The following is a 19,073-nucleotide window of genomic DNA, read 5'->3' as shown; positions in this document are numbered from 1 at the left end:
GGCGGGTGGGCGGCGGTGGGTGGGTGGTGGGCCGCCCGGGGGGAGGGGGCGTTAGGCGGGGGTGCGGGCTACGGCGAAGACGGACTGGCCGAAGGGTGGGCGGGCGACCTGCTCGGCGGCCTTGGTGGCGGGGAGGACGAGGGTGTCGTAGACCTTCACCATCGGGCCCTCCTTCGGCATCAGCCGGAAGACCTTGGTGGCCATGAAGTAGCCGATCAGGCCGAGCGCGTTCGCGTAGTGGATCTTCTCCACCCGCAGACCGGCCTCGGTCATCGCGGCGGAGAGCGTCTTCTTGGTGTAGCGGCGCACGTGGCCGGTGGCGATGTCGGCCGGGCTCATCGCGAACTGGAACGCCGGGACGATGATGACCACCGCTCCGCCGGGGCGGACCAGTTGGCCCATCGTGCGCAGCGCCTCCACGTGGTCCTCGATGTGCTCCAGCACGTTGTACGACACCGCCGCGCTGTAGTCGCCCCGCTCCGTGTTGGGCAGCAACATCTGGCGCACCTCGATGGAGGGCTGGTCGGCCAGGCGCTCCTTGAGCGCGACCAACCGGTCCGGGTCGGCCTCGGTGGCCGTGAACCGGGGAAAGTGCTCGGCCCACTCAAGGGCGTAGTCGCCGAGCCCGCTGCCGATCTCGATCGGGTTGTCGCCCAGGTAGGGCACGGCCAGCTCGACGAACCAACGTCGGTGGTTGACCGCGGTGGCGAGGCCCTCCAGAACCTCGGACTGCACGCGCTGATCCCCAGTGATTTCTGCCATGCGTCGATTCCTCACGATACGACTCGACCCCGCGCCAGGACCGACTGAGTGAACCATCCGCCTGGAGGGCGGGAATATCGGGGCCCGCGGTGGCCGAATTACGGTCGGGTAGCTGCACGATCGGTGGTGGTCAGCGAACTCGGGAGATGTTACGCCAGTGGCTCGAAGGCCGCACGGTGGCCCGGTACGCCGACTACGCTCCGAATTACCATGACTACTCCTGAATCGGGCCGCTCCGCCGACGAGTCCGAGGCGCCGGGGGTGCTGGCCGGGCCGCCGGAAGATGGTCATCGGCCCAGCTCAGGGCGGTGGAAGGATGTCGCCGCCGTGGTGAGCTTCGCGGTGCTCGGCTTCTGGATCACCGCGCGGATGTGGCTCAACCCGGCCGACGGTATTCGCGACAATCAGACCGATATGGCCCAATTTCAGTGGATGATGGCGCACGGTGCGCGAGTGGTCACCGAATTCGCGTACCCGTTCTCCTCGGATCGGATGAACGTGCCGGAGTCCGTCAATCTAATGGCGAATACTTCCGTTTTATCCGTTTCACTGCCGATGACGCCGGTGACGCTACTGTTCGGCACCCGTACGTCGTTTCTGCTCTTCCTCACGCTCGGGATGATCGCCACGGCCACGGCCTGGTACTTCGTGCTCTCCCGGGTCCTCGTCGGCTCGCGCGGCCCGGCCTGGTTGGGTGCCGCCTTCTGCGCGTACGCCCCGGCGATGGTCTCGCACGCCAACGCGCACCCGAACATCGTCTCGCAGTTCGTGGTGCCGCTGATCGTCTGGCGTACCGTGCGGCTCGCCGAACCCGGTCGCTGGCTGCGCAACGGCGTCCTGCTCGCCCTGGTGATCGTCTGGCAGGCGTTCCTGAACCTGGAGATCCTGCTGATGGCCGCGATCGGTGTCGGCGTGGTCGTGGTGGCGCTGGCGATCGCCCGACCCGACCTGCGCGCCCGGACCCGTCCCTTCCTCGCCGGACTCGGTGTCGCCGCCGCGGTCGCGCTCGTGCTGCTGGCGTACCCGCTCTACGTCCAGTTCTTCGGGCCCGGCGCATACAACGGCCTGTCCTGGCTGATCCGGGGCTACTCCACCGACCTGGCCTCGTTCTTCACCTACGCCCGGGAGTCGGTGGGCGGGGACGCGCTCAGCGCGGCCCGGCTGGTCAAGAACCCCACCGAGGAGAACGCCTTCTTCGGGTGGCCGCTGGTGATCCTGGTGGCGGCGGTGGTGTGGTGGCTGCGGCGCAATCCGGTGGTGATCGCGTTGGCCGGGCTGGGGCTGGTCTTCGCGGTGCTCTCGCTCGGGCGGGAGGTCCGCTTCGACGGCCGGGGCACCGGGATACCCGGCCCCTGGGCCGTGCTGGAGGACCTGCCGGTGCTGCACTCCGTGGTGCCCACCCGCTGGTCGCTGGCGATCACACCGATCGTCGGGCTGCTGCTCGCCTACGCTGCCGAACAGGTCCGGCAGGTCGCCATCCGGCACCCCGACCGGCGTCGGCAGATCCGGTTCGGCACGGCGACCGTGCTGGCGATGGCCCTGGTGCCGGTGCTGCCCACCCCACTGCCGACCAAGCGCCTCGAACCGACCCCGGAGTTCGTCACCTCCGGGGCCTGGCGTCCCTACCTGGCCGGCGGGCGCAGCCTGGTGACCCTGCCGTTGCCCGACACCGAGTACGCCGAACCGCTGCGCTGGTCCGCGCAGACACGCTTGCAGATGCCGATCGCCCGTGGCTACTTCCTCGGGCCGGACACCCGGCCCGGCCGGGACCGGATCGCGCTGTTCACCGCATCGCCGCGTCCCACCAGCACCTTCTTCGGCACGATCCGGCGGACCGGCGAGGTGCCGCCGATCACCGCGCGGGACCGGCAGGAGGCGGTCGAGGACCTGCGGTACTGGCGGGCCGGCGCGGTCGTCCTCGGCCCGCACGAGCAGGCCGAGGCGTTGCGTACCGGGATGACCGAACTGACCGGCGTGGAGCCCACGTACACCGGCGGGGTGTGGCTCTGGGACGTCCGGCCGCTGGTCGGGGACTGACCGCTCAGGAACTGCGGATGCAGCAGCCCTGGCAGACCTTCGGTGAGGGCAGCGTGAAGGCCAGGCAGCAGGTGCGGCGCTGCACGGTCGGCTCGCCGTTGCGTCCCGGCACCAGCTCCACCAGGTCGGCCAGGTCGAGCGCGCCGAGCAGGGTGTCCACCGCCTCGACCGCCGAGCCGGGCAGGCTGTCGGCGGCCCGCAGCACCCCGTGCGCGATACCGGAGGCCACCGAGCCGAGCAGCGTACGCGTGCCGATCCGGACCTCGCCCTGGATGGCGGCGATCATCGGCGACAGGTGCGCGTCCATCAGTGTGCCGCGCAGCGCGGTCAGCAGGGCCTGGTCGTCGGCCAGCACCCGGACCTGGGGCAGCCCGGAGACGGCCAGCGGGTCGTTGGGCAGGACCGCGATCGGGGTGGACCGGCGCAGGCCCAGTGTGATCAGGGTGCGCGGGTCGGCGAAGTGGACGAGGGCGGCGTCGGCGTCGAGCAGCGGCACCCGGCGGGCGACGGCCCAACCGAGCACCACCGGCAGTGCCGCCCAGTAGCTGTACGCCTTCCAGGCGACCGCGGCGGAGGCGTGCGGAGTACCGCCCCAGAGGCGGACGGCCGAGTCGAGCAGCTCGGGCACCTGGGCGCCGCTGGTCAGCGTCGTCGCCGGGGCCCAACCCGCCTCGTCCGGCACGACCAGCCCGGCGGCCAGGCCGGGCAGCACGTCGGTGCCGAACATCGCCCGCAGGGTCGCGGTGACCGGGGCCAGCGGTGCGGCCGAGGCGGCGTGGACGGGCAGCACGGCTGTCACCTGTTCCACCCCCGTCCGAGACCCCACTGGCCAAACTAAGGCTAGCCTAACCACACTTTCGTTGCCTGGGGAACCGGGAAGAGCGAAATGGCGAGAGGTTCGGATCACTCTACGGCCGGTGGTCACGCAGAGTGCCGTACCGGAGACTCGGGGCAGTATCGGTAGAAAACGCTCAGCGGTCAAGGGTCCTGTCGACAAGGTGCCAGTTGTGTGCGTGATCGGCAACGCAACGTGAAACTTGATGCACCCGGCCACGAGGAAGCTGATGACGACCTCACCGCTCGATCGGGCTGCCGACTCGTTCGCCGCCGAACTCGCACGGCACCGGACGGAGCGGGGGCTGTCCAAGAAACAACTCGCCATCCTGATGGGCTTCGACCCGTCGTACGTCAGCCACGTGGAAGGGCGGCGGCACCGGCCCACCGAGGACTTCGCCCGGCGCGCCGAGGCCGTCCTGGAGGCCAGCGGCGCGATCTGGCAGCGGTTCCGGGAGTACGACGACCTGCGTCACGCCCGAGCCGAGCGCTACCACCGGGAACCCGCCCTCCCCGGCCAGTGGATGCCGCCGGGCACCGGACTCATCGTCGAACGCGAGACCGCGGTCCTCACGCACACCGACGACTCCTACCACTGCGTCATCCGCCGGGAGCTGTACAACGCCGGCACCGAACCGGTCACCCGCTACCTGGTCCGGATCGCCGTCGACCGCTACCCGAACGACCCCGGACGGTCCAACCGGCACCACCGGGAACACCCGCTGACCTTCGCCGAGCTGCAACTGAGCGCCTACCGGGAGGAGTCCGGCGAACGGGAGGCCATGCACTGGCGGGCCAAACACGACCGGGACGCCTTCAAGGAGATCTGGCTGCTGTTCGAGAACGCCGACCGGCGCTTCCCGCTCTATCCGGGCCGCCGGGCCACCATCGAGTACGCGTACACCGTCGGGCGGGACAAGTGGGGTCCCTGGTTCCAACGGGCGGTCCGCGTACCGACCCGGCACCTCGCCGTACGCCTCGATCTGCCGGCGGCGCTGGACCCGCAGGTCTGGGGCGCGGAGACCTCGCTCTCGGCGGAGGAGGGGCCACTGCGCACGGCGGTGACCCGGCGCGACGAGGACGACCGGGCGATCTTCGACTGGGCGACCGACGAGCCGCCGCTGAACGCCCGCTACCGGATGCAGTGGCGCTTCCGCGCCGAGCCGGAGAGCGAGCCCGAGGGCGGCCGGGTCCGACCGTCCGACCGGATGCGGGGACTCGGCATCGTGCAACGCGGCGCCGACCTGCTGCGGCAGCCGGCCCGACCGTTCGACCTGCCCCGCGAGGAACACTCCGCCCGCGAGATCGTCGACCGGCTGGTCACCGCGGTGGCCCGGCTGGACGAGATCCACCCGTTCACCAAGGGAGTCGGCGTCGCCGCACCGCAACTCGACATCGGGCGGGCGGTGGCCGTGGTACGTCCGCCCGACCGCACGGCCGAGCCCGTCGTGCTGCTCAACCCCCGGGTGGTCGAGGCCGCGCCGGACACCGACGAGCAGTACGAGGGCTGCCTCTCCTTCTTCGACCACCGGGGGCTGGTGCCCCGCGCCCTGCGGATCGACGTCGAGCACGCGCAGTTCGACGGCGGACGGGTGATCACCTCGTTCGAGTTCGGCATGGCCCGCCTGGTCGCGCACGAGATCGACCACCTGGAGGGCCGGCTGTACGTCGACCGGATGGCACCCGGCGTGCCGCTGGTGCCGATCGAGGAGTACCGGGAGACCGGCAACCCCTGGCGCTACTGACCCCTGCCGCCGTCACGGTTGGCGCCACCGCGCCCGGTTGTGCGCGAGGGACTCATAATCCCTCGGTCACGGGTTAGCGGGTTGGCGCCACCGCGCCCGCCCGGGTGGGAACGACGGCCGGACGGGCGCGGGTGGCGTGGGCGGTGCCGGTCCGCCCGATCAGGGGGACCGGGGCGCGTGCCCCAGGGGGCAGGGGCACGCGCCCCGGCTCGGGGGGAGAAAAGCTCTACAGGTTGCCGAAGGTGTCGTACCGGGTCTGTTGTGGCGGGACGTCGTCGGCGGCGAGCACCCGCAACGTCGACCGGACCATCGAGGCGGAGCCGGAGACGTAGCAGTCGTGCGCGGTCCACGGCCCGTACCGGGCCACCACTTCGGAGATGTCGCCCTGCTCGCCGTCGAAGTCCGGGTCGTCGCTGCACGCCGGGGTCACCGACAGCCACGGATGGGCCGCCACCAGTTCCCGCAACAGGTCGAGACCGTACAGGTCAGCCTCGGTGCGGGCGCCGTAGAAGACGTGCACCCAGCGCGACCGGTTGTGACCGGCCAACTCCTCCACCAGGGCCTTGATCGGGGCCAGCCCGACCCCGCCGGCGACACAGAGGATGTCCCGCTCCGACGCGCGGTCCAGCGTCATCGACCCCATCGGCGCGGCCACCCGCAGCAGGTCACCTGGCTTGATCCGACGGACCAGGGCACCCGAGACCCAGCCGGCGGCCTCCGTCGGCGTACGCACGTGGAACTCCAGCACGTTCTCGTCGTTCGGGGCGTTCGCCACCGAGTACGTCCGCCACACGCGGGGATGGTGCCGAGGTGCCTCGACACTGACGTACTGGCCGGCCTTCCAGACCAGGGGAGTTTGCAGGGCTCGGCAGGTGAAGACGGCGGTGTCCGAGCCGTACCGCTGATGGGTCAACACCTCCGCGTGCCAGAACGGCGGGTTGTCGTCCGCCGCCGCCCCGGCCAGCATTTTCTCCGCGATCGCCGCGTACGCGTCCCGCCACGCCTGGTCGTACTCCAGATTCCATCCGTCCCCGGCGGTGCTGCGCAGGGCGTCCAGCAACGCGACGCCCATTGTCTCGTAGTGCGTCGTCTCGACGTGGTACTTGCGGTGGTCCCGGCCCAGCGCCCGCAGGAACTCGTCGAACCCCTCCGGGTCGTCGACGGTGTGGATCGCCGTGATGATCGCTTCGAGAAGCCGGTCACCCTGCCCGGACATCTGCACCGGGAACAGCTTGCGCAGCTCCGGGTCGAGGAGGAAGAGCCGCGCGTAGAAGTGGTCGGTCAACCGGACCCGGTCCTCCTCGACCAGGCTCCAGCTCTCCTTCAGCAGCCGCGCGAAGTTGTCCACCGGAGGGCGCTCCTTCTTCTGACGGCGGGATCGGGAACACCGATAGAATGTCCACGGAGCGTGCATGAAGGTCGCACAGAATGTGCGATCCGACGTGAGGCGCGCTCAGTGGCACCCGGATGCCACCAGCGCAGACGGTCGGGCAGAGTGGTGCGGTGACCGCAGAGTTCACCAGCCCTACGTCCCGTCGGACGCTCGGCACCGAGACGATGCTCGTGCTCGGCCTCTCGCTCGGCCAGTCGGCCGTCTACGCCACCGTCTCGATCATCGCGAAGCTGACCGCCGAGGGTGGACTCTCCCGGCAGACCGCCGCACTGAACACCTCCGCGTCGGCCCGGGCGTACCTCGACCTCACGTACCAACTGCTCGGCATCGTCTTCGCGCTGCTGCCGGTGCTGCTCGCCGTACACCTGCTCACCCGCGACCCCGGCGATCCGGTCCGCACCCTCGGCCTGGACGCCCGACGGCCCTGGGCCGATCTCGCCCAGGGAGCCGGGCTGGCGGCCCTGATCGGCCTCCCCGGCCTGGTGTTGTTCTGGGCGGCGGCCCAGCTCGGCATCAACGCCACCGTGGTGCCGGCCGCGCTGCCCGACCTCTGGTGGACCGTGCCGGTGCTGATCCTCGCCGCCTTCCAGAACTCGATCCTGGAAGAGGTGATCGTGGTCGGCTACCTGATGACCCGGCTACGGCAGCTCCAGTGGCGCGTCGGAGCGATCATCGCCACCAGCGCCCTGCTCCGCGCCTCCTACCACCTCTACCAGGGCTTCGGCGCGTTCATCGGCAACGCGATCATGGGCGTCGTGTTCAGCCTCTTCTACCTGCGTACCCGCCGGGTGATGCCGTTGATCGTGGCACACGCCCTGCTCGACATCTTCGCCTTCGTCGGCTACAGCCTGCTGCCCCGAGAATGGTTCGACTGGCTCTGACCGCGCGGCCCCCTGGTCCGGTGGCGGTCGCCGGTCGCGCGTCCGGGCGGTCGGGGTGGGCCTCGGTCGGTGGCCTTCGCCGGTCGCGTGGCGTCCGGCGGGCCGTGGTCAGCGACGTCGAGGTGGGCGCCGCCCAGCCGCTGCGCCGCCAGCCTCCAGCCGCCGTCATGCCCTAGGTCGGGGCGGGCGGTAGGCGGCGACCGCGCGGGAGGCCAGCCGCTCCACCGCCGCCGAGTCACCGACCGCCGCCGTCACCAGCGCCGCGCCGGGCAGCAACCGGGACGCCCAGCGCAACGCCAGCCAGCCGCCCGCCTGCGCGGCCAGCGGTGCCGCCAGCCGCCAGGCCGCCTCGGCAGCCCTCGGCCCCGGCTGCTCGCCCGGCCCGTCCGCAGCCCGAGCCGCCGCCAGCGCCGACCGCGCACTCGCCTCGTCCGGGTGCACCTGCGCCAACACCAGCAACTCCACCGCCCGCTCCGGATCCGCCGGATCGCGGCCGTACGCCGCCGCCAGGTGCAGCACCAGATTCGCCTGCGTCCAGAGCACCGCCGCCAACTCCACCACCGGCGCGAACGCACCCGCCAACGCGGCCGTCGCCCCGCCGACCCCCGCCTGCCGGACGAACCGCCGGCCCGCGAGCCGGGCCAGACCGTCGCCGTCCGCCTCCGGGTACCGCTGCCGCAGCCGCCGCGCCCACGCCGCCGCCGCCGGGCCGAGCGCCTCCACGGCGCTCAGAGCGAGCAACTCCGGGGCATAGCCCGGGTGGTCCAGCACCCGCGCCACGAGAATCCGCAGATCAGGCGTACGCCCGGCGAACTCGGCCCTGCTCCCGTCGTCCGAGGTCCCTCCGGCTGAGGTCCCGCCGGTTGGCGGCGTCGGCTCAGCCGGCGCGGGTGAGGTCAAGGTCGACTCGGCCGGTCGAATCTCGGCCGGTGGTTTGTCGGCTGGGTGGACCTCAGTTGGTGGGTTCTCGGCCGGTGGGTTCTCGGTCGGGCGGACCTCGGCCGGTGGGTTCTCGGCCGGGGTGGATGAGGTCTCGGTCGAGGTACGGGCGGTTTCGGCGGGCGTGGGGGAGGTCTCGGCCGGGGTTGGTGAGGTCGGCTCGGCTCGGGGCGTCGCTGCGACACCGCCTGCTCCGGCCCGGGCGGCTGCGATCCCGGTCACCTTCGTCGCGTGCTTCCCAGCCGGTGCGGCCTTGGCCGCTGCCTTCCTCGTCGTCTTCTTCGCCGGGACGGACCCGGAGGAGGCAGTTTCCGCTGCCGTGGTCTTCCTCGGCGCGGCCTTCCTGGCCGTCTTCCGAGCCGGACCCGCCTGCGGCGCAGTGACATCCTGCTGCTCGTCGCCGATCGACGACGCTTCGGTCGCACTGTGCTGTTGGCGGCTGGTCGACGGCGCTTCGGTCGCACTGTGCTGCTGCTTGCTTGTCGACGGCCCGTCGGCCGCACGGTGTTGCTGGTCGTTGGCCGACGGCGTGCCGGTCGCCATGGCGGCCCTCGGGGCATCGGTGGAGCCGGGGGTGGCTGCCTCCGGCCCGCTCGCTCCGGAGGTCGAGCGGGAAGTCCTCTTCGCGGCGACCTTCCGACGAGGGGGCGTAGTGGCGCCCGGAGACGCCGCAGGCGGCTCCGGGGCCCCGCTGCGGTCGGGCCGGCTTCCGTCGTCCCCCACCGGCCCGGCCTCCGACGATGACGTAGTCGCAGGTGGAGGCGTGGGGGTGAAGGGCGTCCTGGAAGAAGCAGGACGAGTCTGGCGAGGCACCGGCTGTTCCGGTACGGGCGGCGGCTGGAAGACCACCCCCGGCGCGGCCTTGGCCCGACGAGGTCGACGCCCGCCCTCGTCCTCCGGCGCCTCGGCCTCCTTCGGAGGCGCAGGTGCCGGGGGCGGCGTGAACGTCGCCTTCGGGGAGCGGCGACGCGCTTCCCGAGCAGGTTCCGGACGATCATGATCGCGTGGCGACTCCTCCTGCATGTCGATGGAGCGTAGTCGCGATCACGGCGACGCACAGCGCAAGAATCCCCTCGCCGGTCTGCGGGTCGGCGGGTTCCGGTAGTCGCTTTGCCCCCAGACGGGCGGGGCCTGTATCCTCGGGCGCGGTGGTCTGCGGGCCACCAGGGAGACTTCGCCTAGTCTGGTCTATGGCGCCGCACTGCTAATGCGGTTGGGGTCTTAAAGCCCCTCCCGGGTTCGAATCCCGGAGTCTCCGCGCGAAGGCCGGGTGTGTAGACTGGCCGAGCACCAGCGCCCGTAGCTCAACGGATAGAGCATCTGACTACGGATCAGAAGGTTAGGGGTTCGAGTCCCTTCGGGCGCACAAGATCAAAAGGCGTCTGACCTGCCGAAATGTAGGTCAGACGCCTTTGTGTTTCTGTCCCTTGTGGTCGGTTGGGTGCTCGGTGGGTGCTCGTGCGACGAGCGTCCCCTCCGTCCCGGCGGGTCCGGCCTGGTGTTGGTCAGTCTGCGTGCGTCTGACAGCGGTTCGGGTCGTTGTCCTCCTCTTCCCGGACGCTGGGATGCCGCGTGGCCCGAGTGCACCGCAGCAGTGGCGACGGCTAACTGTGCATCATCTCCGTGCGCCCGGCGGCACCTGCGGGCTCGGATGCCATGGTCCGGGTGCCGCGAGTGGCCAGCGGGGCCGGTCCGGACGATGTTTCGCCGGGATTCGTGCCCGTCGTGGCCTCCACGAGGCCCTGCGGTGGCGCGGGTTCAGGCCCTGGGTGAGGCGTGGATGGCTGCTTGGTCGACGAGGTTGATGCAGGTGGTGGAGTTATCGACGGCGACGGTGGCGGTGTTGTCGTTGGTCCTGGTTGGCCAGCCCTTGTTGTCGGAGGCAAGCCAGAGCACGCAGCCAGTGTGGCGGAGGCGGGTGATGGCGGCCCGGCTTTCGTCGGGGTTTTCCAGACTCTCGGCACCCGTCGTATGGCTCGGCTGGCTATTGGTCGGCTCACTGCTACGGCACTGCCCAGGCAGTGGGCCCGCCCCGCCGAGCCGGCAGCCTCCTGCTCTGGGCGGTTGGGTACTCGGTGGGTGTTCGTGCGAAGAGCCCGCCGTCAGATCAGGCCAGGCTCTGGGCTGACCTGGGCAGGCTCCTCGACTGCTGCCTGCTCAGGAGCGGGTCTGTTCGATGATGTCCGAGCCGCGATGTCGCGCGTCTGCTCCCGATGCAGTGCGCCACAATGGAGGCCTGCCTGGAGGTGTGAGGTTGCCTGAGAGTCGCAACAAGTTCTTGTACGAGCGTCTTGGAGACCACGACTTTCAGCTGCTGGTCAACGCTCTTCTGACCGCCCGCTTCGCGGGCTTCGTACCGCTGCCGCTGCGGCAACCTGATGGGGGCCGAGACGGCGTGCTCCGAAGCGCGCCCGAGAAGGCGCTTGTTCTTCAGGTGAAGTGGTCAGTCAACGGGACGCAGAAGGACCCGGTCGGCTGGCTTGACGCGACGGTGCGCAGCGAGGAGGACAACCTTCGGCGGCTCGCTGCGGAGGGTGTACGGCGGTACATGCTTGTGACGAACGTGCCCAGCACCGGGAAGCCCGGAACTGGCACCTTCGACCGGCTCAACGCCAAGCTTGACGCGCACGCCAAGAGTTTCGGGTTCGACGAGATGACGTGCTTGTGGCGCGAGGCGGTCGACGGAATGGTTGACGGCGCACCCACCGAGATCAAGTGGCAGTACGCCGACATGCTCGCCGGCTGGGACCTCATCCGGTACCTCATCAGCGAAGAGGCCGTCGCCCGCAAGGACAACGGCCTGCGGGCACTGGTGCGCAAGGTCGCGGCCACGCAGTGGAATGACGACGAACGAGTCAAGTTCAGCCAGGTGGACATCGACCGCGAGAAGGTTGCAGACCTGTTCATTGATGTTGGCGCGGATCGGCTCGGTGCCAAGGGCGCTCTGGGCGGCGACGGGGTGTTTCTCGAGCCCGTCGGCGGTGCTGCCGCGCATCTGCTGCGGACCGCGGACAAATGCACACTCGTTCGGGGTGCTCCAGGCCAGGGCAAATCGACCCTGTCCCAGTATGTCTCGCAGGTGCACCGGGCCGCCTTCATACCAGCGCAGCAGCGGCCCGTGGACCTCCCGGAGGTCACGGATCCGCTGTTCCCTCTGCGGTTCGACCTCAGCGACTACGCCCGGTGGCTTTCAGGCGTTGACGTGTGGGACCGGGATACGGAGACACCGAAGACGTCCAAGAGGCGGGCAGCGTCGCAGTCGACGATCGAGTGTTTCCTCGCCGAGTTGATGACACACGCCAGCGGCGGTATCCCAGTTGAGGCACAGGACGTTCAAGACATCTTCGAGCGCGTCCCGAGCATGGTCGTTCTCGACGGCCTCGACGAGGTCGGGCGGCCGAAGACGCGCGAGACGGTCGTGGATGCCGTCAACCGGTTCTGCCGCCGCAATAGAGCATACCCGAGCGTGCCGAAGGTTATCGTCACGACAAGACCCAGCACCAACGAACTCCCAGAACCGTCAGCAGACCTCTTCGAAGCACTCGTCTTGAGGCCGCTCGACAGCAAGCAGCGCGACGAGTACCTGCGAAAATGGTGCGCGGTCCGCGGCATTCACGGGAGCGAAGGGCGGGCCCTGCGCAAGAACTTCAAGGCCAAGAGCGCCGAACCCTACATTGGGGAACTCGCCGGGAACCCAATGCAGCTGACCATCCTACTCGACCTCCTCCACAAGCACGGAGAAGCCACGCCCACCCAGCGCACGGAGCTGTACGACTCTTACGTCGATCTGTTACTGGCCCGAGAGGCCAACAAACACCCCGAGTCCGTGAGGAAGCATCAAAAGCAGCTGCGCGAGATCGTCCCGTTTCTCGGCTGGTACCTGCAGTCTCGAAGCGAGGAGGCCAGTGTGAATACGCGGATGTCTGTCACCGACTTGAAGGCCGCCATCCGCCACTTTCAGTACACCTATGGCAAGCCCGAGTCGGTCGTGGACGAGATGTTCGAAGCGACGAGTGACCGGCTTTGGGCGCTTACGAGCAAGGACGAAGGAACCTTCGAATTCGAGGTGCTCTCGCTGCGAGAGTACTTCGCCGCCCGCTTCCTTTACAGATACGCCGGAGAGGACACCAGGCGATTTGATAGGAACACCGTTTTTCGTGAGCTCTTGCGGCGTCCCTACTGGCTCAACACTGCGCGATTCTACGGCGGAAACGCCGAGGGTGGAGACGTCTACATTCTCGCCGAGGGCATACGTGACGAGATTATCGAAAATAGTGCCCCGCCATCAGTGGTGGCAGCGTGGACGCTCCTGACTGACGGGGTGTTCGCCAGCCGCCCCCGCCAGGCCCGCGATGTCTTGAGTAGCCTATGCGTCGAGCAGAACCTCAACGTCCTCCTTGATGCCCTGGCGCGTAGGGAGATCATCCCGCTGCCAGAGCTTCCCCAACTCCCGCCTTCAGACGGCCCCGATCCCACGTGGATCAGGCTGACGGGCCAGATCGCCGCCGATCCCGCCGATCCCGCCACCCCCCGGCGCGTACGGGCGCTTCGAGAGCTACTAAATCAGCGAGTGGAGTTCACCAAGTGGTGGGCTGAACACATGCAAACCGCCGTCAACGGCCCCAACGAGGATGCCTGGCTGGAGATGGCCGCCCGGTGCGAGGGAGCCGCCGGCTTAGGACTAGACCTCGACGGCATCGACCTGTCTCGTCCGCTCGTCGCCCAATTCGTGCTCGACACCGGCCTCGTGCCGCCCGCCGGCAGCAAGTTCGAAGCCAACCTCATCCAGGCCGTACACGATGGTCTCTGCCCGAATGTCAGGTCGATCCGTTCGATACCCGCACAGATCGCGGTCGCATTCGCAACCGAGGGCTTCCTTGCCACCTCATCGGCAGGTTTCGCCGACGACGACATCGCTCGACGACGTCGCCAGGAGGCCATCAACTACTTGCGTCGGTCCGGCTCGCCGCTTGCCGCCGCTGCCGCACTGCGCAAGTTCAGGGCCGGCGAGAAAGGAAGCACATTCCCGTGGTCGAACACGGCTACGGCCTTGTTCGAGCAAAGCGGCCCCTGTTGGCTGGCCTCCCAGATCGCCATCATCGGCGCAGCGTCGCCCCACAAGTCAGCCTTCACCCGTCATCCCGGGACGACGCCATTTGGGCCGAACAGCCATCCGGCAACTCTCCTCGCGGAGGCACGCGCCAACGCCGCGGACCAACGATGGTGGCGCGACCAGCTGCAGGAGATCGACGGCGCGGACGGCGACACGGCCATGGACGGCGACCTCGCACGCGCCGAATGGGCACTCGCGCTTTGGTGCGTGGCGACAGAAGCCGTGGTTACCTCCCTGTTCATTGAGTGGAAGTCCGTATTCGCCCAGATGCCCGAGATTCGGCGCCGTGGGGTCACGGACGCGGCACTACGTGTCGCCGCACACGGCTGGCTTGAAAGGCTTTCCACCATCGAAGCTCCAGCCGACGAAACTATCCGAGCCCTTCTCGATTCTCGAGGCCCACAACGCCTGCGGCGCTTCCCGCCAGGCGCCTTCACGCCGAATCCCTCTCACCAGACCTCGCAGCCGCTTCTGACCGTCGCGCGCGCCCAGAGGTGGCTCAAAGTCGACACCGTCGGCAGCTACCGCTGAGCCCACCGCAGACGGCCGCCCGGTTTCGACGACTCGGACATCTTGCGTGCCCTGTGGACTCTTACCTCCCGCAGTCGTTTCAGCCGTCGTCCTAGGGCTGCTCAGGTTAGGCCGCATGGACAGAGGGCAAGCGACCATCGCGGGCCAGGCGTTGACGGCTGCATCCTGGGTTGACGCCCGGCTTCACCGTGCTCCTCGTCTTCATCGCCACCGTGGAACCCCACGAATATCCCCTCGTGCAACTCCGTCCGAGCCCAGTGTCGAACCTGTGTACTGACATGTGCCTCTTCGTCACTGCGACACATCGTTCTGTCAGGTGGAGTTCAGGCGGCACAAGGTGCCGAACCGGCCGCTGGCCAGTCGATGGCACCGACTGCACGGACATCCATGCCCAGCTTTGATGGACCAAGAATGCGTGATCCGCTACGTGGTAGATGGGTGTTCGCTACTCGTCTCGCGGCGCCCGGCACCGAAGGGAACTCGGTGACGGGCCGCATCGGCGATTTGTCTGCGCGGGGAGGGCTGGGTCGAAGCGCGGAGCTCGACGGGGCGTAGCTTTGCTTGTACCGCGCGTTGAAGTTCCGGCGGGGACGTGCGGTGGCCAGGCGCTTGAGGCGGGTTAGCGGCCAGCCTTTGCGTGGTACTCGTCCACAATCTCCTGGGGAATCCGGCCCCGGTCGGAGATGTCCTTACCGGCCTTTTTCGCCCATTCGCGGATCGCTCTGTTTTGTTCCCGGTCGGTGCTGGCGCTGCCTTGCCCGCGAGCGGCCCGGCCGCCCACGACCACGCCACCCCGACTTACCTTCGTGCCGTGAGCGAGGTAGGGGCCGAACGCGGCACGCAACTTGTCGGCGTTCCCGCTCGACAGGTCAATTTCGTACTGTACGCCGTCGAGGCTGAACTTCACGGTCTCGTCCGCTTCGCCGCCGTCCAGGTCATCAATCAGCCTATGAATAATCTGCCTTGCCACGTCTGGGTACATCCTTCTCGCCGGTGGCGGTCATACCAATCATTGTCAGAATAGCCTGCGCGGTACTTGCCGCGTCAACCGGATCCTCATGGCGGCTCGTCGACCGATCTCCTTCCGGCCGGAGTGTCGACCGGTCAGGCGCGCCCGGAACATTGCTGGCAGGTAGGCAAATGGCAACTTAGTGCTAGCGTGTAGGCCGGATCTGCAAGGATGTAGCCCGACGTGCTCAGCGCCAAGGAACAAATGGGGGATCCGTGATTCGCCATTCGGGTTCCAGCCGCCGGCTACGACAGCACCACCGGCCTTGCCGGAGGTGTACCCCGACAGGCCGCCGCCTGACGGAGCACACCATGACGACGCCGAATCTCACGAAGCCCTTTCGCCCGCGTTGTTGATCATTCGCGGCAATTCCGACAGCGGGAGGACCGCCACTGTCCGCCGGCGGCACTTCGGACGGCGGGCAGCAGCCTCATGTCACCCAACGTAGAGCTCCGGGCACTGGATGGTGGAACCCGCAGGTCCGGTTTTGAGGTCTCGGGCGATGGCCTGCGCGCGGTGGTTCGGGACTGTCGCTCAGGCCTTCCTTGGGACGGTGGCCGTGGGGCGTCACGGGCTTGCTGGCGTTGGGTTGGAATGGCTGGCGGGGAGTCAATCAGTCAGCCATTTTCATCGTGACAGGCCTGGTCACGGTGGGTGTGGTGGAGGCAGGTGTCGACATAGGACGAGGCTCCCGGTAAGACAGCAGTCGACCAAGATCAGATGCCCCAACCGGGAGCCTCGCTGTGCTGTCTTACCCGTCTGCGGTCGCGCTGTCCAGCCGCACCCTGAACCACCTTGCCGACCTCATCCGCGCCGAACGCACCCGCCGCCGAGGTCGGTGGTGGCGTCTCGACGCCGACCGGCAGGCCCTACTCGCCCTGGCCCATCTCCGCAACGGCGACACCATCGCTCGTCTGGCCTGCGGCTTCGCGATCAGCGTCACCACGGCCTGGCGATACGTCCGGGAAGCCATCGACCTGCTCGCGGCACACGCCCAGGACCTGAACGCGGCCATCCGGCACATCGGCCGGCTCGCGTACGCGATTCTCGACGGCACCCTCATCCCCATCGACCGGATCGCGGATCAGCGGCCGTACTACTCCGGGAAACATAAGCGCCACGGAGTGAACGTCCAGGTCATCGCCGACTGCGCCGGACGTCTGATCTGGGCGTCGCCTGCCCTGCCTGGTGCGGCACATGACCTGACCGCCGCCCGCACCAACGGCCTGATCGAGGCGCTGAACAGAGCGAACGTGATGACCTTCGCCGACAAGGCCTACCAGGGCGCCGGCGGCAGCATCCGCACCCCGTTCAAGCGGCACCGTCACCGGCCCCGACTGTCCCGCCGGCAGAAGACCGTCAACCGCCACCACGCCAAGATCCGGGCCGTCGGCGAACGCGCCGTCGCCACCCTCAAAGGCTGGAAAGTCCTGACCAAACTCCGCTGCTGCCCCCGACGCGCCACCGCGATCGTCCAAGCCATCCTCGCCCTACATCACGTCCAGACCAGCCGAAACCCAGGATGAAAAGAGCTCAGTCAGGCCGTCGTTGGTACTTCAGCCGTGGTGCTCGGTCGAGGTCGAGGATGAAGCCGTCGGGATCCCTGGCCCTGCCATCCGGCGAAGCGGTCGGAAGTGTGAGTGTGTAGCCGTCTGCGGCGTAGGTGGCGGAGTCGATTCGGGTGAGACGGTCGAGGGTCCCCCGACGCCACAGACACAGCGAGCCCGCGCTGTGGGTCAGGCGTACGGTGCCGGGCACCTCATCGCAGACATAGGTGCCGATCGCTGTGTGGTGTGCGTCGGTGTCGACTCCGCTCAGCGATGTGCTGTTGAACGAGGGCCTGCAGGGCATGGCACGCGAGAGGAGCTCCCCAGGTTCGGTGTTGATGCCGTCGATGATGTTGGCGATGGCGGTGGCAGCCACATGGTCTGCGGCTATTCCCGCGTGGTTGGACAGACAGATGACGCGCAGCCCTGAGGCGGTGAGGTAGGTAGCGGCGGAGAATCCCTGTTCATGGCCGTAGTGGAAGACAGCGGTACGGCTTGGGCGAGGATCGGCGTACAGCCCGGCACCATACGTGAACGGAGGTTGGTCGCTGGGCCAGTAGCCGATGTCCTGTTCGAACGGAAGCGCATCGTTGGCTGAGGCGTGCCACTCGTGCCAAAGGTGGGCCAGCCAGCGGTCTAGGTCTGCGGCGGTGCACCACAGGGAGCCGGGGCCGGGCAGAGTGGCTGGGTGCTGTTGGTGTTGCCATCCATCGGCGACGGCTCGGTAGCTGGCTGCGGCGCCGGGGATCACCTCGCGTGGGTCGTTTTTGAACCGGGCCGAGGTCATGCCGAGCGGGGCGAAGGCCTGCTGGTTCGCGATCTGGTGCAGGCCGGCACTGTATGTGTGTGTGAGGACTTCTGCGAGGAGGAGATAGCCGGTGTTGCTGTATAGGAAGCGGCCCGGCTTGACGGCCCGTTGCTGCTGGCGGTAGGCGAGTTGGAGCAGGTCGTTGGCGGTGTAGTGGTCGAGTTCGCGGAAGCCGGCCAGGGAGAGAAGGGATTCGGCGTCTCGGATGCCTCCCTGGTGCTGGATGAGTTCTCCGACGGTGACGTCGGGGATGTGGAAGCTGGGCAGAATGTCGCCAACCGGCCGGTCCAGGGTGAGTAGGCGGTCACGGGCGGCAAGGATGCATAGGTATGCGGTGATCTGTTTGGCAACGGAGCCGACGTTGAAGGTGGTGTCCTTTCCGACGGGCGTGGCGTTTTCGAGGTTGGCCGCTCCGGTCTGTGCCTGCACCGGCGGATCGTCGACGTGGCGGATATGCAGGGTGACACCGGGCTCACCTAGCCGGTCGGCGAGGCCCGCCTTGTCGGATCCGGTCGGGATGTTTGTGGGGTTCACAGGCTGAGGGCCTCGCGGTGGATGACGTGCATGCGTTCCCGCAGTTCGGGTGCAGTGATCATGGTGAGCGCGCGAGCGTGGTCGGCGGCGGTAGGGGCGAGTAGTTCTCGCTGCTGGTTCAGGTAGGTGGCCAGGAACCTGTGTAGCTCGCCGCTGGTCTCGGGGAGAACGCGGGCGGTGTAGATCATGGTGAGAGGGAAGGCGAAGCAGGCGTGCAGGAAGCCGAAGGCGGGCCGGTCCGTCTTCTTCCAGGGCGAGTAGAACGTCACATCGTCGCTTATCTTGCAGGCGATGGCGTTCAAGGCGTCGTTGAGCCAGTTGTGGCCCGCTTCGTGGATCAGGTCGCGGGCTAGTACGACAGCTTCCTTGACGTGGTCGCAGTAGACGGTGCCAGGTAGTCGAGTGATGGTCCAGCTGTCGAGGGTGTCGCCGAGCTGCTTGTGGCGTAGCAGGCAGACGACGATTGCGTGGTCGGCGAGAAGGCTGGTGAAGCCGTGCTGCACGCCGCTGGCGTATGCGGCGGTGGCGAGTTCCCGCAGCTTCGGCGGGGCAGCGCTGGTGTCTGGTCCCAGTACGTAGTAGGGGGTCTCGGAGATCGTCGAGCGGGGCAGACGGTCTGGGTCAGGTGCCAGGATGACTCGGCGACCGACGGCGGTGGGTGTCGACAGTACCGAGGAATTCACATTCGGGTTGGTGTCGTACCAGTTAAAGGTATCTATCTCACGGGCATGGGCGGCGGCCTCAGCACCTTCGAGAAAGTGGTGGGCTAGGCAGTAGTCGGCGGCATCCGCTCCCAGGGAAGCGCGGGTGCTGACCGTGTGCGGCACAGCGGGATTGAGGACGGCGCGGATCCGGCGGGTGCGGTCGCGTTGGTAGTCCTGGATGGGGGCAAACGAGAAGACGTTGGCCGGCGCGTCCACGAAGTGGAGTCCTTTCCTTC

At 68.3% G+C, this 19,073-nt stretch carries 13 protein-coding genes and 2 tRNA genes; 7 read left to right on the top strand and 8 right to left on the bottom strand.

The annotated features are described in order from the left end of the window. Positions 1 to 51: 51 nt before the first annotated feature. Positions 52 to 762, bottom strand: a complete 711-nt coding sequence (locus tag ACQVFL_RS29665; protein ID WP_396743467.1) for a class I SAM-dependent methyltransferase — start codon at positions 760 to 762, stop codon at positions 52 to 54. A gap of 210 nt (positions 763 to 972) precedes the next feature. Between ACQVFL_RS29665 and ACQVFL_RS29660 the strand changes: the two genes are divergently transcribed. Continuing rightward, on the top strand, positions 973 to 2,799 hold the full coding sequence (locus ACQVFL_RS29660; RefSeq protein ID WP_431728112.1) for a hypothetical protein: 1,827 nt from the start codon (positions 973 to 975) through the stop codon (positions 2,797 to 2,799). Between the two features lie 4 nt (positions 2,800 to 2,803). Here ACQVFL_RS29660 and ACQVFL_RS29655 read toward each other — a convergent pair whose 3' ends face one another. Further along, the gene (locus ACQVFL_RS29655) at positions 2,804 to 3,586 is read right to left on the bottom strand and encodes a hypothetical protein (RefSeq protein WP_431729910.1); all 783 of its coding nucleotides are present in this window, start codon (positions 3,584 to 3,586) and stop codon (positions 2,804 to 2,806) included. Between the two features lie 277 nt (positions 3,587 to 3,863). On the opposite strand from ACQVFL_RS29655, the gene ACQVFL_RS29650 reads away from it, so the two are divergent. Beyond that, positions 3,864 to 5,378, top strand: a complete 1,515-nt coding sequence (locus ACQVFL_RS29650; protein ID WP_431728111.1) for a peptide deformylase — start codon at positions 3,864 to 3,866, stop codon at positions 5,376 to 5,378. 226 nt (positions 5,379 to 5,604) lie between these two features. Here ACQVFL_RS29650 and ACQVFL_RS29645 read toward each other — a convergent pair whose 3' ends face one another. Further along, a complete protein-coding gene (locus tag ACQVFL_RS29645) occupies positions 5,605 to 6,726 on the bottom strand; it encodes a globin domain-containing protein (protein WP_431728110.1) in 1,122 nt (373 codons plus the stop codon). Between the two features lie 119 nt (positions 6,727 to 6,845). Between ACQVFL_RS29645 and ACQVFL_RS29640 the strand changes: the two genes are divergently transcribed. Then, positions 6,846 to 7,652 (top strand): CPBP family intramembrane glutamic endopeptidase, encoded by an 807-nt coding sequence (locus tag ACQVFL_RS29640; RefSeq protein WP_431728109.1) that lies wholly within the window; start codon positions 6,846 to 6,848, stop codon positions 7,650 to 7,652. 165 nt (positions 7,653 to 7,817) lie between these two features. On the opposite strand, the gene ACQVFL_RS29635 is transcribed toward ACQVFL_RS29640, so the two are convergent. Beyond that, a complete protein-coding gene (locus tag ACQVFL_RS29635) occupies positions 7,818 to 8,423 on the bottom strand; it encodes a hypothetical protein (RefSeq protein ID WP_431728108.1) in 606 nt (201 codons plus the stop codon). A 1,335-nt stretch (positions 8,424 to 9,758) separates the two neighbouring features. On the opposite strand from ACQVFL_RS29635, the gene ACQVFL_RS29630 reads away from it, so the two are divergent. Both ACQVFL_RS29630 and ACQVFL_RS29625 read left to right on the top strand, forming a co-directional pair. Further along, positions 9,759 to 9,849 (top strand) — tRNA-Ser (locus tag ACQVFL_RS29630). A 35-nt stretch (positions 9,850 to 9,884) separates the two neighbouring features. Beyond that, a tRNA-Arg gene (locus ACQVFL_RS29625) sits at positions 9,885 to 9,957 on the top strand. Between the two features lie 392 nt (positions 9,958 to 10,349). Here the strand turns inward: ACQVFL_RS29625 and ACQVFL_RS29620 are convergent. Then, positions 10,350 to 10,487 (bottom strand): hypothetical protein, encoded by a 138-nt coding sequence (locus tag ACQVFL_RS29620; protein ID WP_431728107.1) that lies wholly within the window; start codon positions 10,485 to 10,487, stop codon positions 10,350 to 10,352. 358 nt (positions 10,488 to 10,845) lie between these two features. On the opposite strand from ACQVFL_RS29620, the gene ACQVFL_RS29615 reads away from it, so the two are divergent. After that, positions 10,846 to 14,235 carry an NACHT domain-containing protein gene (locus tag ACQVFL_RS29615; protein WP_431728106.1) on the top strand — a complete coding sequence of 1,130 codons (3,390 nt, stop codon included), beginning with the start codon at positions 10,846 to 10,848 and terminating at the stop codon, positions 14,233 to 14,235. A gap of 619 nt (positions 14,236 to 14,854) precedes the next feature. On the opposite strand, the gene ACQVFL_RS29610 is transcribed toward ACQVFL_RS29615, so the two are convergent. Then, positions 14,855 to 15,205, bottom strand: a complete 351-nt coding sequence (locus ACQVFL_RS29610) for a histone-like nucleoid-structuring protein Lsr2 (protein ID WP_431728105.1) — start codon at positions 15,203 to 15,205, stop codon at positions 14,855 to 14,857. A 782-nt stretch (positions 15,206 to 15,987) separates the two neighbouring features. On the opposite strand from ACQVFL_RS29610, the gene ACQVFL_RS29605 reads away from it, so the two are divergent. After that, the gene (locus ACQVFL_RS29605) at positions 15,988 to 16,770 is read left to right on the top strand and encodes a transposase family protein (protein ID WP_431728104.1); all 783 of its coding nucleotides are present in this window, start codon (positions 15,988 to 15,990) and stop codon (positions 16,768 to 16,770) included. Between the two features lie 7 nt (positions 16,771 to 16,777). Here the strand turns inward: ACQVFL_RS29605 and ACQVFL_RS29600 are convergent, their stop codons facing one another. After that, positions 16,778 to 18,133: a serine hydrolase domain-containing protein gene (locus ACQVFL_RS29600; RefSeq protein WP_431728103.1), complete on the bottom strand. Its 1,356-nt coding sequence runs from the start codon at positions 18,131 to 18,133 to the stop codon at positions 16,778 to 16,780. Continuing rightward, complete coding sequence (locus tag ACQVFL_RS29595; RefSeq protein WP_431728102.1) at positions 18,130 to 19,053, bottom strand: aKG-HExxH-type peptide beta-hydroxylase; 924 nt, start codon at positions 19,051 to 19,053, stop codon at positions 18,130 to 18,132. Before ACQVFL_RS29595 ends, ACQVFL_RS29600 begins: the two co-directional genes overlap by 4 nt. Positions 19,054 to 19,073 lie beyond the last annotated feature (20 nt).

The sequence above is a fragment of the Verrucosispora sp. TAA-831 genome (assembly GCF_050780145.1).
GTDB lineage: Bacteria > Actinomycetota > Actinomycetes > Mycobacteriales > Micromonosporaceae > Micromonospora.
Note: the sequence above shows the minus strand (reverse complement) of the source record. Positions and strands in the feature narration are given on the sequence as shown.